Annotated in this window: 13 protein-coding genes and 2 pseudogenes; 7 read left to right on the forward strand and 8 right to left on the reverse strand. The window is 69.0% G+C overall.

Going from position 1 to position 14,234, the window contains the following annotated elements:
* Window positions 1-339: 339 nt before the first annotated feature.
* Both OG226_RS01765 and OG226_RS01770 read left to right on the forward strand, forming a co-directional pair.
* A complete protein-coding gene (locus OG226_RS01765; protein ID WP_329347497.1) occupies window positions 340-1,077 on the forward strand; it encodes a dienelactone hydrolase family protein in 738 nt (245 codons plus the stop codon).
* Window positions 1,078-1,164: 87 nt separating this feature from the next.
* The gene (locus OG226_RS01770; protein ID WP_329347498.1) at window positions 1,165-1,296 is read left to right on the forward strand and encodes a hypothetical protein; all 132 of its coding nucleotides are present in this window, start codon (window positions 1,165-1,167) and stop codon (window positions 1,294-1,296) included.
* A 127-nt stretch (window positions 1,297-1,423) separates the two neighbouring features.
* On the opposite strand, the gene OG226_RS01775 is transcribed toward OG226_RS01770, so the two are convergent.
* Genes OG226_RS01775 through OG226_RS01785 form a run of 3 tightly spaced genes read right to left on the reverse strand, consistent with a single transcriptional unit; the run spans window position 1,424 to window position 3,555 of the window.
* Window positions 1,424-1,717 (reverse strand): DUF1330 domain-containing protein, encoded by a 294-nt coding sequence (locus tag OG226_RS01775; protein WP_329347499.1) that lies wholly within the window; start codon window positions 1,715-1,717, stop codon window positions 1,424-1,426.
* Between the two features lie 33 nt (window positions 1,718-1,750).
* On the reverse strand, window positions 1,751-3,151 hold the full coding sequence (locus tag OG226_RS01780) for an MFS transporter (protein WP_329347500.1): 1,401 nt from the start codon (window positions 3,149-3,151) through the stop codon (window positions 1,751-1,753).
* Window positions 3,152-3,162: 11 nt separating this feature from the next.
* A complete protein-coding gene (locus OG226_RS01785; RefSeq protein WP_329353291.1) occupies window positions 3,163-3,555 on the reverse strand; it encodes a MarR family winged helix-turn-helix transcriptional regulator in 393 nt (130 codons plus the stop codon).
* A 512-nt stretch (window positions 3,556-4,067) separates the two neighbouring features.
* Between OG226_RS01785 and OG226_RS01790 the strand changes: the two are divergent.
* A pseudogene (locus OG226_RS01790) lies at window positions 4,068-4,387 on the forward strand (TIM barrel protein); the annotation flags it as partial.
* 449 nt (window positions 4,388-4,836) lie between these two features.
* Here OG226_RS01790 and OG226_RS01795 read toward each other — a convergent pair.
* The 3 genes from OG226_RS01795 to OG226_RS01805 all read right to left on the reverse strand — a co-directional run bounded on the left by OG226_RS01795 (window position 4,837) and on the right by OG226_RS01805 (window position 8,115).
* The gene (locus OG226_RS01795; RefSeq protein WP_329347501.1) at window positions 4,837-5,691 is read right to left on the reverse strand and encodes a carbohydrate ABC transporter permease; all 855 of its coding nucleotides are present in this window, start codon (window positions 5,689-5,691) and stop codon (window positions 4,837-4,839) included.
* Between the two features lie 43 nt (window positions 5,692-5,734).
* Complete coding sequence (locus OG226_RS01800) at window positions 5,735-6,712, reverse strand: carbohydrate ABC transporter permease (RefSeq protein WP_329347502.1); 978 nt, start codon at window positions 6,710-6,712, stop codon at window positions 5,735-5,737.
* 83 nt (window positions 6,713-6,795) lie between these two features.
* Window positions 6,796-8,115: an ABC transporter substrate-binding protein gene (locus OG226_RS01805; protein WP_329347503.1), complete on the reverse strand. Its 1,320-nt coding sequence runs from the start codon at window positions 8,113-8,115 to the stop codon at window positions 6,796-6,798.
* A gap of 285 nt (window positions 8,116-8,400) precedes the next feature.
* On the opposite strand from OG226_RS01805, the gene OG226_RS01810 reads away from it, so the two are divergent.
* Complete coding sequence (locus OG226_RS01810) at window positions 8,401-10,806, forward strand: glycoside hydrolase family 2 protein (protein ID WP_329347505.1); 2,406 nt, start codon at window positions 8,401-8,403, stop codon at window positions 10,804-10,806.
* A complete protein-coding gene (locus tag OG226_RS01815; RefSeq protein WP_329347506.1) occupies window positions 10,803-11,834 on the forward strand; it encodes a LacI family DNA-binding transcriptional regulator in 1,032 nt (343 codons plus the stop codon). Before OG226_RS01810 ends, OG226_RS01815 begins: the two co-directional genes overlap by 4 nt.
* A gap of 278 nt (window positions 11,835-12,112) precedes the next feature.
* Here OG226_RS01815 and OG226_RS01820 read toward each other — a convergent pair whose 3' ends face one another.
* Both OG226_RS01820 and OG226_RS01825 read right to left on the reverse strand, forming a co-directional pair.
* On the reverse strand, window positions 12,113-13,318 hold the full coding sequence (locus tag OG226_RS01820) for a lactonase family protein (protein ID WP_329347507.1): 1,206 nt from the start codon (window positions 13,316-13,318) through the stop codon (window positions 12,113-12,115).
* Between the two features lie 138 nt (window positions 13,319-13,456).
* Window positions 13,457-13,648: a hypothetical protein gene (locus tag OG226_RS01825; protein WP_329353293.1), complete on the reverse strand. Its 192-nt coding sequence runs from the start codon at window positions 13,646-13,648 to the stop codon at window positions 13,457-13,459.
* On the opposite strand from OG226_RS01825, the pseudogene OG226_RS01830 reads away from it, so the two are divergent.
* Window positions 13,644-13,730, forward strand: a pseudogene (locus OG226_RS01830) (muconolactone delta-isomerase); the annotation flags it as partial. The gene OG226_RS01825 and the pseudogene OG226_RS01830 overlap by 5 nt on opposite strands.
* A gap of 127 nt (window positions 13,731-13,857) precedes the next feature.
* A complete protein-coding gene (locus OG226_RS01835) occupies window positions 13,858-14,208 on the forward strand; it encodes a hypothetical protein (protein WP_329353748.1) in 351 nt (116 codons plus the stop codon).
* Window positions 14,209-14,234: the final 26 nt, after the last annotated feature.

Below are 14,234 nucleotides of genomic sequence, written 5' to 3' on the forward strand. Positions count from 1 at the left end.
TGAGCGTGGCGGCGCAGCAGGGCGGCCGGCGGAATCCGGGTCCAGGGGCAAGGCCGGCTTCACCGCTCAGATGAACCGGTCTTGCAACGACTGCAGCCACCAGACCTCATGGGCGTGATCCGATCACTGCGACCCAGCTCAGTACTTTCCTTGAATCCCATCCAACCCGCGCGGCTCGCCTCAGAAGGCCCTCAAGGTGAAAGCGACCTCTGAGCACCCATCGTCAGACCGGTGAGAGGTCTTGTGAGCCCTCGCCGTATTGCAGGGGATGTCCGCGCTGCTCTGCCGGGGGCAGAACAGCGGCCGGACCGGGTTCGGCGATCACTACAGTCCAGTCTCATGACGACGATTACGACGCGTACGGTCGAGTACCCGGCCGACGGACTGACGATGATCGGACACCTCGCGCTCCCGGCCGGTCTCGACCGCCGGCCCGCAGTACTGCTCGGACCCGAGGGCATGGGTGTCAGCGACGTCGAACGCCGCCGGGCCGACGCCCTCGCCGAGCTGGGATACATAGCGCTGGCCTTCGACCTCCACGGCGGGCGCTATTTGAGCGACCCCGAGGAGATGCTGGCCCGCTGCCTGCCGCTGCTCGCCGATCCCGACCGGATGCGGAACATCGGCCACGCGGCGCTCGACGTGCTGCGCACCGAACCGCGGACCGACCCCGACCGGATCGCCGCCATCGGCTACGGCACCGGCGGCGCCGTCGGGCTCGAACTCGGACGCGACGGCGTCAACCTGCGCGCCATCGGGACAGTCAACGCCACGACCACGGGCCGCCCCGGCGAGGCAGCACGCATCCGCTGCCCGGTGTGGGCCGGGGTCGGATCGGAAGACCCGATCATGCCGCCCGCGCAACGGAACGCGTTCACCACCGAGATGCAGGCCGCAGGCGTCGACTGGCGCCTCACGGTCTACGGCGGCGCCTCGCACGCCTTCCACCACCCGCCGGTCGACCACCCCACGGTCCCCGGCGTCGGCCACCACCCACAACACGCGCAACGAGCCTGGCGCGACATCGTCGACCTGCTCGCCGAATGCCTGCCCATGACGGAAGAACCACGGGCATGACCCACGCAGACATGCCGGCACCAGGCTTGCTCGGCGTCGGGCCTGGGACGCCTCAAGCAGCGTGGACGGGTTCGTCAGATCGGGGCCATGGATGCGTTGGGCTGGACGGCGGGCCGGGTGAGCCTCCGCGTCATAAGCGTGATCGAGGCGAGCCCCGCCCGCGCCGCCAACCTGCTCCGCGCCCTGCTCGTCCTGACGAACCTCGAACTTGACCGCTGACAGACGATCAAGACCGAGGACAGTCGCCCGCGACCAGCACGAGCACCCATGGACCCCGCCGCACCAGCAGCCGCACCAGCGAAAGCCAAGATGGTGGATCTTCAGTGAAGATCCGGCTGGACCTCGGTCAGTCGATGCCTTCGACGATGCGGAAGTCGCGCTCGACGCCGTCGGAGAGGGCGACCAGCGCCTCCTGGTAGGCCGCGCTCTCGTGCGCCGCGACGGCCTGCTCGAAGCTGTCGAACTCGATCAGGACGGTGCGCTCGGCGATTCCGGCGCCATGCGCCACGACCCGACCGCCACGGACGAGGACCCGACCGCCCCCGGCCTCGACGGCCGGAGCGGCCAGCTTGCTGTAGGCAGCCAGCTTCTCAGGGTCTGAAATGGTGCGGTAGGCGCTGACCCAGTAGCCCTTGGGCATGGAACCTCCAGTGTTGGGATGAGTGCATCTGACTTACGGGTTGGTCTCGGACGAGCGCCGGCGGGCGAGAGCGAGGCTTGTCAGCGTCGTGATCGCCATGGCGCCGATGCCCACCAGCGCCGCGGTGGTGTAGGCGCTGTCGTCGGGGAAGAGGCGGCCGGGGCCGGTGCCCGCGGCGAGGATCAGGCCGCCGATGGCGCTGCCCAGGGAGTACCCGACGCTGCGGACGACGTAGTTGAAGCTCATGGCGCTCGACGTCTCGCTCTTGGGGGTGACGGCCAGGATGACGCCGGGCATCGCGGCCGAGAAGCCGCCGACGCCGAAGCCGAGCACGCCCATCGCCGCGAACAGTTCGGCCAGGTCCGACCGGGCCGCCGCGAACAGCGCGAACCCGCCGCCGACCACGACGGCGCTGCCGGCCAGGAGCAGGGGGTCGGCGATCCGCGTCCGGACCCGCGGCGTGAGCTTGCCGGCGACGAACCCCAGCACCGAGAACGGGATGAGGACCAGCCCGGCGACGAAGGTCGTCAGCCCGAAACCGTAGCCGGCGCCGTGCGGCGTCTGCGCGTACCGGGTGATGAGCGTGAGCAGGAGGTACATGCCTATCCCGCCGGTGAACATGGCGAGGTTCGCCCCGGCGACCGCCGGGTGCCGCACCGCCCGCACATCGACCAGGGGCGTCGTGCTGCGCACCTCGATCACGGCCCAGCCGCGGAGCAGCACCACCGCGACGACGGCGAGGCCCGCCGCCACGGCGAGGTGCCGGCTCCACAGATTCCGTTCACTCGCGAGGAACAGCACCAGGAGCAGCGCGGCGGCCAGGACGACCGCGCCTGCCACGTCCACATGGGCGGAGCGGCCTTCGGGGGCTTCGGGCATGGAGCGCCACGCGGTCAGGAGAGCGGCGGCGGTGACGACCAGGCCGAGGCCGTAGGCGGCCCGCAGTCCGCCGAGCTCGGCGAGCAGTGCGGCCAGCGGGTAGCCGACACCTGCCCCGATGATCGAGACCACCGAGATCAGGGCGATCACGGCCGCGCTGCGCTCCTCGGGGAGGTGGTCCCGGGCCACGCCCATCATCAGCGCCGTCAGCCCGAGCCCGACGCCCTGGGCCGCCCTGCCGGCCAGCAGCCACGCGAACGGCAGCGGCAGCGGCAGCGGCAGCACGGTGAGCGCGCTGCCGGAGACGACGACCGCCAGCGTGGTGAGGATCGTGGCCCGCCGGTGCGGGCCGGCTCCGAGCCGGCCCAGAACCGGCGTGGCGACGGCGCCGCTGAGCAGCGCGACGGTCAGCGTCCACTGCGCGCTGCCGAGCGAGACATGGAACGAGGTCGCCACGCTGGTGATGAGCGGCGTTCCGAGGCTGGCGACCGCCGCCACGACCAGAGCGATGAACGTCAGGGCGGGGACCAGCAGCCGCGTCTCGGAACGCGCCACCGGGAACGCCTTCACCGCGACCCCGCCGACCGGCTGCCCGGTCGCTGCTTCGGCCCTTCGCGGTCCTGGCTTTCGAGCTCTGCCAGATGCTTCAGCGCCGGAAGGGCCGCCACCAGAGCCTCGACCTCGTCGCCGGTGAGCTCGCCGATCAACCGCGCGTAAGCGTGGACGCCCGCGTGGCGCCGCGTCTGGACATAGGAGGCGCCGGCCTCGGTCAGGCACACCAGGGTGACCCGCTTGTCGGTCGCGTCGCCCCGCCGCTCGACCAGGCCGGACTCCTCCATCACCCGGACCAGGGTGGTCATCGCGGGCTGGGTGACGCCCTCGACCGCGGCCAGATCGGTGATGCGCCGTGGGCCGGTCCGGTCCAGGGTGGCCAGGGTGGCGGCGGACGTCAGGCTCATGTCCCGGGGCAGGCGTCTCGCGGCCCTGGTGGCCAGACCGTAGAGGGCGGTCCCGATGGCGGCGGACGCGCCAGGAGCGGTGTCTTGACGACTCACACTCGAAAGCATAGTGCTTTTATATTCATCGTCTATGGAAATGGTCGACTCCGCTGTGGTGGCGCCACGGAAAGTGGCCCCCGGATCTCAAGATTCCCGACAGAGTCACGGAGAGCCCCTTCGACAGAGGTGGAACCGCCGAATCGAAGTGGCCACCTACCCCGAAGTCATCGTGCTCACTGGCCTGTTGGACACCCCGCACTGGCGCGACCACCCCCAACCGTCTGCAGAGGCAGCACGCAGTTTTGGCGTTGCTCAGACCCAGCTCGGTCGGGACTGGTCCGGAATGCCCAGCTCAGGAACCACCGGTCTCACCATGATCGATGAGACGCGAACCCGGCGCCGTGCTCAGCTCGCCCGGAAGCCAGGGCCTCCACGCCTGGAGTCGCAACCCAGCCCGGCACCCCTCAGGTCAGGGCTCCGACCCAACGACGGACATCGCCGCGATGATGCGCTACGCAGGCGACAGCTCCAGCACGTGCACATCGCCGACTCCTTCAACCACAAGGGGTCCAGCGGTCTGCGCTACATCCTCAACCCGCCGGGCACCACCGCCCGCATTCACCAGCACCTCGACATCGACCAGGGCGAAGTCGACTGGAACGCCTTCTTCGGCACCCTGCGCGAACTCGCCTTCGACGGCGTGGCCACCGCCTGCGTCTTCGCCTGGGAGGAACGCGCCCGCGACTCGTCCGCGTTCATGCTCGACCGCATCACCAAGGAACTCGCCGGGTGAACGACCGCCCCATCTGGCCGACTTGAGATGCGCTCCGGATGTCCGGAGGCGGGAGTACAAATCCCGTGCAGTGCGCGGGCGCAGCGCTTGTCCCGCCGGGACATAAGGGCCGTGCAGGCTTACCAGGGCTCTCCTTCGTGGATACCCCCGGCTTCAGCCGGGGGATCGTCGTCCCGCAGCACCCATGTGGCGGGCTGAGCGGTCATGTCGGCGATGCCGGTGTCCTCTCAGCCCCGGCGACCACACGAGAACTGCTGCTGATGCCACGGAGCGCAGGTGCCGCGGAAGTCGCGTGAGTGGATCGAGGACTTCACCCGCGTCTCGCCGCCGTACCGGGCCTCCGGAAGGCGAGGCGAGCCATCGGCTCTCCGCGAGGTCGCGACTCTCAGGAATAGAGCGGTCAAGCCGTCGACGAAGCGGACAGCAGTGGCTGGGTGGGCGGTTCCGGCCTACTTCGTGGCGCCCCGCGCGAACCCGTTGTAGATGTAGCGCTGGAGGAAGAGAAAGGCGACGAACGTGGGCACGATGACGAGGATCGCGCCCGCCGAGATGTCCTCCCAGTGAGCTCCGAAGGGGCCCTTGAAGCGGAACAGGGCCGTCGAGATGGTGCCCAGGTTCTCTGAGGGCATGTAGAGGAAGGGGATGTAGAAGTCGTTGTAGACCGTGATGCCCTTGATGATGACGACGGTGGCGATCGCCGGTTTGAGCAGCGGAAAGATGATCCGCCAGTAGATGGTGAGCGCGTTCGCGCCATCGAGCCGGGCGGCCTCGTCGAGGGATACGGGGATGGAGCGGATGAACTGCAGGAAGATGTAGATGGAGACGATGTCGGTGCCCATGTAGAGCACGATCGGCGCCCATCGGGTGTCGAAGATGCCGAAGCTGTTGACCACCTGGAACGTGGCCACCTGCGTGGTCACGCCCGGCACCAGGGTGGCGACCAGGAAGAGGCCCACGACCAGCTTCCTGCCGCGGAAGGTGAAGCGATCGATGGCGTACGCGGTCATCGACCCGATGATCACGGTGCCGGCAATGGAGAACAGCAGGATGAAGGCGGTGTTCCCGAACGCCGTCAGCATGTGGCCGTCACGGAAGGCCGTGACGTAGTTGGACCAGTTCAGCCAGTCGCCGGGGAGCCGGAACGCGCCGCCTCCTTCCGTCACTTCCTTCGACGTCTTCAGCGAGGTCAGGAACACGACGGCCAGCGGGACGAGGACCACCAGCGAGGCGAGGACCAGGGACAGATAGATGAGGACCGAGCCGATACCCCGGGGGCGACGGCCGTCCACCGCATGGGTGGTCACTGGTCCACCATCCTTTCTGTGGGCGTCGGTTGGGCGCTCGTGGTCATACGAGGTCCACCTTCTCTTCGGGTACGAGGCGGCGCTGGATCCAGGTGACCAGCAGGATGATCACGAGCAGGACGACGGCCGCTGCGGAGGCCAGCCCGACCTTGTTGAACTGGAAGGCGAGCTTCACCGTCTGGATGACGAAGGTCGTGGTTCCGGTGGCGCCGCCGGTCATGATGTAGGGGATCTCGAACACTGACAGCGAGCCGGACACGGCGAGGATCACGCTCAGGCTGATCACGGGCCGGATGCTCGGCGCGATCAGGTACCGGAACTGGTGCCACCGGGTGGCGCCGTCGAGCTGGGCCGCCTCGTACAGCTCGCCGGGGATGGACTGGATCGCGCCGAGGAAGAGCACGAAGTTCAGGCCGGTGAAGCGCCACACGGACACACCCGCCAGGGAGATGTTCGCGGAGGTCGGTTCGCCGAGCCAGACATGGTCGCTGCCCGCGCCGAACCAGGACATCACCGAGTCGAGGGTGCCGCCGTCCTGGAAGAAGTACAGGAAGACGAACCCGATGGCGACGCCGTTGATGAGGTACGGGAAGAACAGGATTCCCTTGAAGACGTTGCGCAGGCGCAGGTTGAAGCTGAGGACGGTCGCGAAGTACAGGGCGATGACGATCTGCACGGCGGACGCGACCAGGTAGTAGAGGCTGACGAAGAACACCCGGAACAGCTCGGGGCGGGTGAACAGTTCGGTGTAGTTGGATATCCCGGTGACGTGGATCTCCGGGCTGACGCCGTCCCAGTCGGTGAAGCTGTAATAGATCATGTTCGCCACGGGCACGTAGGTGAACGTGATCAGCAGGACCAGCGGGACCAGCAGGAACAGCCAGGGGGTGACGCTGCTCAGCGGGCCGCGGCCGGGACGGGACCCCCTCGTCACCGTCCGGCGTACCGGACCGCCGGCCGTGCGGGCGGCGGTGTTCCCCTTGCCCACGCGGGCCGTGGGCGTGTGTGTGGTGTGGGTCATGTCGGCCTTCCGGTCGTCCACGGATGCGGTCGGCGTGGGCCCGGCGGGGAGGCGCGGTCACCGGGCCCGTGCGCCGATCTCCGTCAGGAGCCCGCGGTCTTCCGCGCCTTGCTCCACTTCTTGTCGAGGTCGGCGAAGTAGTCCTTCAGACCGCCGCTCTGGACTCCGCGGGCCATGTCCACCAGCTTCTGCCGGTAGTCGGGCTTGGACAGGCCGATCTCGGCGGTGTTGTCGATGGTGTTGACCTGGGCGCTCTTGGCCTCGGACCGTTCGAGAAGGGTGACACCGTTGTCCTCGAAGGGCTTCAGGGTGTCCGGCAGGGCGCCCGACCTGGCCGTCGGGATCGAGCCCTCGTTCTGCGCGAAGCCGGACTTCTCGGTGAACCAGTCGATCCACGCCCGTGCGGCGGCCTTGTGCGTGGAGTGGATGCTCACCGCCTGCTGGTAGTCGGAGGAGAGGATCGCGCAGAACTTGCCGTCCTTCTGCGCGGGGAACGGCATGAAACCGATGTCGTCGGGGTTCTTCCCCGCCGTCTTGGCCGCGTCCTGCATCTGGGTGATGGCCCAGGAGCCGAGCTGCATGGTCGCTATCTCGCCGCGGGCGATCAGCCCCTTGGAGTTCTCCCAGTTGGTGGTGGTGGGGTCCTTCTCGGAGAGCTTGTCGTGGACGGTGTCGTAGAGCAGCGTGTCGATGACGTTGAGGTCGCTGCCGTCGGCCCAGGGAGCGGTGGAGGTCGCGAGTTTGTCGTTGGCCCGCGCGTCACAGCTGACGGAGCCGATGCTGGCGGTGCCGGCGGTCAGCGGCCACTGGTCCTTGAAGTTCGTGTAGTACGGCACCGCGTCGGTCTTCGCCTTGATGGCCTTGAGGTCGGCCACGAACTCCCGCGTGCTGGTGGGCCAGGAGGTGATGCCGGCCTTCTTCCAGACGTCCTTGTTGTAGACGAACCCGTTGGCGTTGCCCACCAGGGCCAGGCCGTACACCTTGCCGCCGACGTTCGTGTTGCCGGTGAAGCGGTACCCCTTGCTCAGCTGGGCGTTGCTGCCGAGCGAGGCGAAGAACGAGGGGTAGTCCTTCTTGGCGATCGCGTTCGGGATCATCAGCACGTCACCGTAGTTGTCGGTGTTCATGCGGATCTTGACCTCGCCCTCGTAGTCGGTGATGCCCTCGAACTTCACCGTCACCTTGGGATAGATCTTGTTGAACGCGGCTGCGTACTTTTTCATCGTGCCGTTCTGCACCAGGTCCGTGCGGTGCGTCAGGACCGTGATGGTGCCGGACACGCTGCCCAGGTCCGTCGCCTCGGCGGCGGACTCGCCCTTAGGCGCCGCCGCCCCGGTGCACGCCGTCGCAGTGAGCGCCGTCACGGCTATCAGCGCGGCGACCGCCAGCGTCTTCCTCCCCATTTACCCCAGCTCCTTCCACATCGCGGCTCAGGCTCGCCTTTGGGCTGTCGCACTATGGCACCGGGCTAATGAACCGGTAAAGCTCACTGTTCTCTCGCGATACCCAATCGTTACACTAGGGCTTCCAAATACACCGAACCAAGCAGCGTATAAGCGCAGAAAATGTATCAAATCATCGGACGCAAGCAGAGCTATACCGGTTTATGGACATCATTCGTGCGGGCAGCTAGGTTGGCGTGCGCCGTAACCGGAAACGACCTTGCGTCACGTGAGGGGAGCCGAACAATGAAGGACGTCACCCTGCTCAACGACGGGTGGGGGCTGCGCCACGAGGACGCGGTGCTGCCTGCCCGGGTGCCGGGCTGCGTGCACACCGATCTGCTGGCAGCGGGACTCATCCCGGACCCTTTCATCGGCACCAATGAGCACGAGGTGGCCTGGGTCGGCGACCGGGCCTGGACCTACACCGCCCGGATCCCGGCCGATACCGCACACGAGCGCACCGACCTGGTCTTCGACGGCCTGGACACCGCCACCGAGATCACCCTGGACGGGGAGCCGCTCGGCCGGACCCGCAACATGCACCGCACCCACCGGTTCGACGTCACCGGCCGCGACGGAGAGCTCCAGGTGCACTTCACCCCGGCTCGCGAGGAGGCCGACACGGTACGCAAGTCGGTCGGCGACCGGCCCAACGTCTATCCCGCACCGTCCCAGTACATCCGCAAGATGGCGTGCAGCTTCGGCTGGGACTGGGGCCCCACCGTGGTCACCGCCGGAATGTGGCGGCCCGTCCGCCTGGAGCACTGGTCGACCGCCCGGATCTCCCAGGTCCGGCCCCTGGTCACGGTCGCCGGGACGCGGGGGCGGGTCGAGGTCCACCTCGCGGTGGAACGCACCGCCGGGGGCACCGGGCGCGCCCTGACCGCGCGGGCGTCGGTGGCCGGGGTGGACACCGAGGTCACCGTCGAGGACGGCCACGCGCTGCTCTGCCTGGACGTGCCCGACCCGCGGCTGTGGTGGCCGCGCGGACACGGCGAACAGCCGCTGTACGACCTGACGCTCACCCTCTCGGACGGCGACACCGCGCTGGACACCTGGCGGCGCCGGATCGGCTTCCGCACGATCGAACTGGACCGCACCGCCGACGAGCACGGCACCGGCTTCACCCTGGTCGTCAACGGGGTGCGTCTCTTCGCGCGCGGTGTGAACTGGATCCCCGACGACGTCCTGCCCTCCCGCATCACCCCGGAGCGCTACCGGCGCCGCCTCACCCAGGCCGCGGACGCGAACATCGACCTCGTCCGCATCTGGGGCGGCGGCATCTACGAGGACGAGGCCTTCTACGACGTGTGCGACGAACTCGGGCTGATGGTGTGGCAGGACTTCCTGTTCGCCTGTTCCGCCTACCCCGAGGAGCAGCCACTGCGCGGCGAGGTGGAGGCCGAGGCGCGGGAGAACGTCGTACGCCTGATGCCTCACCCGTCGCTGGTGCTGTGGAACGGCAACAACGAGAACCTCTGGGGCTTCCGCGACTGGGGCTGGGAACCCGGACTCGCCGGTGACTCCTGGGGCGAGGGGTACTACCTCGGCATGCTGCCGCGTGTAGTCGCCGAACTGGACCCCACCCGGCCGTACACGGCGGGCAGCCCCTGGTCCGGTTCCTGGGACCACCACCCCAACGACCCTGCGCACGGCACCCACCACTCCTGGGAGGTGTGGAACCGCCGGGACTTCGCCGAGTACCTCGACAGCGTGCCCCGGTTCGTCGCCGAGTTCGGCTGGCAGGCGCCGCCGGCCCTGGCCACCCTGCGCCGCGCGCTGCCCGGCGAGGACCTCGCCCCCGACTCCCCCGGCATGCTGCACCACCAGAAGGCCGAGGACGGCAACGGCAAACTCGACCGCGGTGTCGAGCGCCACTTCGTGCTGCCCGAGGGCACCGGGGCCGACTTCGACCGCTGGCACTACCTGACCCAGCTCGTCCAGGCCCGGGCCGTCGCCGCGGGCATCGAGCACTGGCGCTCCCACTGGCCGCGGTGCGCGGGCACCGTCGTATGGCAGCTGAACGACTGCTGGCCGGTCAGCTCCTGGGCCGCCATCGACGGAGACGGTCGGCTCAAGCCGCTCTACCACGAGCTGCGGCGCCTGTACGCCGACCGGCTGCTCACCCTCCAGCCCGCCTCGCAGGGCGTCGTGCTCGGCCTGGTCAACCAGTCGGCCACCCCCTGGCGGGCCGAGGTCACCGTACGCCGGACCACCGCCGACGGAACGGTGAAGGCCCGGGTGCCGCTCACCGTGGAGGTGGCGGCGCGTGACGCGGTACGGGCACCGCTGCCCGTGGCCGCACTCGGCCTCCCTGAAGACGGGGAGTTCCTGGTCGCCGACGTGGACGGGCTGCGCGCCGTGCACTTCCCCGTGCCGGACCGTGAATTCCCCTATCCGCGTCCGCAGTTCGACGTACGAGTGGAGCCGGTCACCGGCGACCCCGATACAGTCGACGTCGTGGTCACAGCACACACCCTCGTACGAGACCTCCTCCTGCAGCCCGACCGCCTCGCCCCCGACGCGGTGGCCGACACGGGTCTCGTCACCCTGCTCCCCGGCGAGCAGACCACGATCCGGGTCGCCGGCTGGCCCGAGCCCGACGCCGGACCGGCCCGCGCCGCGCTCTTCTGCGTGGAACCGGCGTGAGCGCACCGACCCAACGCATCACCATCAAGGACGTCGCGGCCCGGGCCGGGGTGTCGAAGGGCGCCGTGTCGCTCGCCTTCAACGGCAAGCCCGGAGTGTCCGACGCCACCCGCGACCGCATCTTCCAGGCAGCCCAGGAGCTGGGCTGGGCTCCCAACGCGCGGGCTCGCGGCCTGTCGTCCGGCACCAGGGTGGACACCATCGGCCTCGCGATCTGCCGGCCGGCCCGGTTGCTCGGCCTGGAACCCTTCTACATGGAGTTCATCTCCGGGGTCGAGAGCGTGCTGGCGAAGCGCTCCTGCTCACTCCTGCTGCACCTGGTGCGGGACGTGGACGAGGAGATCGCACTCCAGCAGCGTTGGTGGCAGGGCCAGCAGATCGGCGGTTCGATCCTGGTCGACTTCCGCGAGAACGACCCCCGCGTGCCGGCACTGCGGGCCATCGGGCTCCCCGCGGTGGCGGTCGGCCACCCGTCGCTGACGGGCGGCTTCACCTCGGTGTGGACGGACGACGCCACCGCGGCCACGGAGGCAGTGCGGTATCTGGCGGCCCTCGGCCATCGACGCATCGCCCGCGTCGGCGGCCCCTCCGGACTCGGCCACAGTGCCATCCGATCGAAGGCGTTCACCGAAGCGACGCGCGAACTGGGCATCGCCGACGACCTTCAGATCGCCACGGGTTTCGAGGGCGAGGAGGGGGCCCGCGCCACCCGCTCACTGCTGCTCATGACCGAGCGGCCGACGGCCATCCTCTACGACAACGACATCATGGCCGTCGCCGGGACCGCCGTCGCCGCGGAACTGGGCCTCTCGGTGCCGCGCGACCTCTCCCTGCTCGCCTGGGACGACTCCCAGCTGTGCCAGCTCACCCACCCACCGCTGTCCGCGATGAGCCACGACGTGCACGGCTTCGGCGCCGACGTGGCGGAAACCCTCTTCGCGCTGATCGACGGCGAGGAACCCGTCTCCCACCAGGTCGCGACCCCCTCGCTCACCCCGCGCGGCTCGACGGCGCCGCCGCTGCGGTAGGCCCGGAGCTGGAACTGCTGGTCATCGTTGACATCCGCCGACAGGCAGAGGTCCGTCGTGGTCGAGCCATGCCGCCCGGCGATCCAGCCGGGGATGAAGCAGGTCCCATGCTTGCGCAGTGGCCTCGCCTAGAGGTCTGGGCCCGGCCTCCCCCATGATGAAACGAAGCACAAGTACGTCCGCGCACTACAGCACTGCCGAAGCGCGCCCGCCCGATACACGACGTCCCGGGCGCGCTCGTCGCGTGCCCGGGACGTTCCGCCGCGATGGCCGCTTTCTTACACCGCGGCGATGCCCTCCATGCCGGAGGCGGCGAAGGCGGGCAGTCCTGTGACCGTCGTGATCTTGGTGAGGGCGCCGGTGCGCCCGACACGGAAACCGTCGACAGTGCCCGAGGTCGCGTTCTGGACGTAGACGAACTTGTCGGCGGCGACAGCGAGGTCGATGACGCCCTGCGACATTCCGGACGGCGCGGCGGCGATGCCCGCCTCGTTGGTCAGGGCGAGTCGGCCGTGCGCGTCCTGGCGGTAGCCGCTGACGGTGGAGTTGCCGGTGTTGCCGCCGTAGAAGAAGTCACCGGCCCGCTCCAGCCAGCACAGGACCATCTGTCCGTTCGGCAGGGACGCCTGTACGGTCTTCAACTCGCCGTCGTGGCGCACCTTGTAGGTGGTGACGGTGGACTTGGCGGCCTCGGCGACCAGCATGCGGCCGGACTTGTCGAAGGCGATGGCGAACGGCACCATGCCCGCCGACTTGTTCACGGCCGGCTTGTCCGCCGGGAGGCCGTTCTTCCCCACGGGGAAGACCTCGATGGTGTTCGCCGACTTGGTGGTGACGACCAGGTCCCGGCCGTCCGGCGTGAACGCGACCTGGCCCGGCGAACTGCTGAACAGCGGTACCTTCTCGTTCTTCAGCGCCAGACTGCGGTTCGAACCGCTCAGCGGTTTCAGCCCCTTGGAGGTGATCCGGAAGCCCTGGACGCTTCCCGCGCCGCCCGCGTTCATGACGTAGGCGAGATTCCCCGATACCGTGACGGCGGACGGGAAGTCGCCTCCCGTGGACACTGTTTGACGATCCGTCAGTTTCTGGCCGTGCACGGCGAAGGACGTCAGGGTGCCGCTGCCCGCGTTGACCGCCAGGAGCCGGCCGGACCGGTGGTCGTAGACGAGCGACCCCTGCGAGGCGAGCGAGTCGGTGGGCGCGTCGGTCTGGTCGCCGCCCTTGCCGCCGGTCGCGTACTTCCCCGCGGCGGTCAACTTCCCGTCGTCGCCCCGTCGGAAGACGCGGACGGTGTTCCCGGCCAGTTCGTTGCCCTGGATGAGGACGGCGTGGTCGGCCTTTGAGGTGGCGCGCGGGGTCGGCGAAACCTGCGCGGCGGAGGCTCCGTTGACCACGACCACGGCCGCCGCGACAGCCACCGCCCCTCCACTCAGGACGGTCAGCCTGTTCTGCAGCTTCGACCTGCGTTTGTTGTGCTTGCTCATGTGCGGCTCCTCTGACCCGGGGGGTGTGTGGGACCAGAGTTGCCGCTGTGCAGGGGCGTATGAAGGCGTTCGGGCACCGCGTCAGAGTCTCGTAAGGTCCGGTCCCGCGAGGCGACCTCCTCGCCAACTCCTTCTGCTTCAAAGGAGGTTCTTGCACGGCGCTCCCGCCTGAGCGACCAGTACGACGCTCTCGGGCCTGCCGAGGCTACCGATGTCGCGCAAGGGGCTTTGGTCGGCCGCCACGAAGTCGGCGGTCTTGCCAGCATCCAGGGAGCCTTGTCGGTCGTCGACCCCGAGGAGCCGGGGCGCGGTGAGCGTGCCCGAGGTGATCGACCCGGCGCTCCGAACATCGACCGTCGCCGCAGAGAAGGAGTACGCACAGAAGCTCCAACACTCCGGCGAATGGCTGCACTTGTGGCGCTGCGCCGGTCAGTACTCCAACCTCAGCGTCTTCGACGTCACCGACAACGACCACCAACCGTGGCCATCCGGGCCAGGAGGCCATCGGCCTTCGCCACGTCGACCATCCCGCCCCACGCGTGCGCCGCGAAGTGCCCTACGCGTTCTGCGCGGACTACGTTCCCCGGACGCCCGCGGCCAGGGCCGCCCTGCTCACCCTCCTGCGCGACACGGACGCCGAAGCGCGGCTCAGGGCGTGTGAGGCGGGCATGCGGGGCGAGGCTGCGGCGGCACTGGCCAGTTCCCCCGACCGTACGCTCGCCCTCAGCGACGCCCAGGCCGCGTCACTCGGCGAGGACAACCACATCGTGCGTCTGGAGGCAGCCTACGGTCTCGCCCTGCGGGACGACCCGCGCACCGCCGAGGCAATCGAACGGATAGGGCCACTCGGTGACGGCTTCGAACACGACCATCGGGCCGACGAGTTCTGACGGTGGAGGTGGCGCAAGGACAACCC

The sequence above is a fragment of the Streptomyces sp. NBC_01261 genome (assembly GCF_036226385.1).
Taxonomy (GTDB): Bacteria; Actinomycetota; Actinomycetes; order Streptomycetales; family Streptomycetaceae; genus Streptomyces.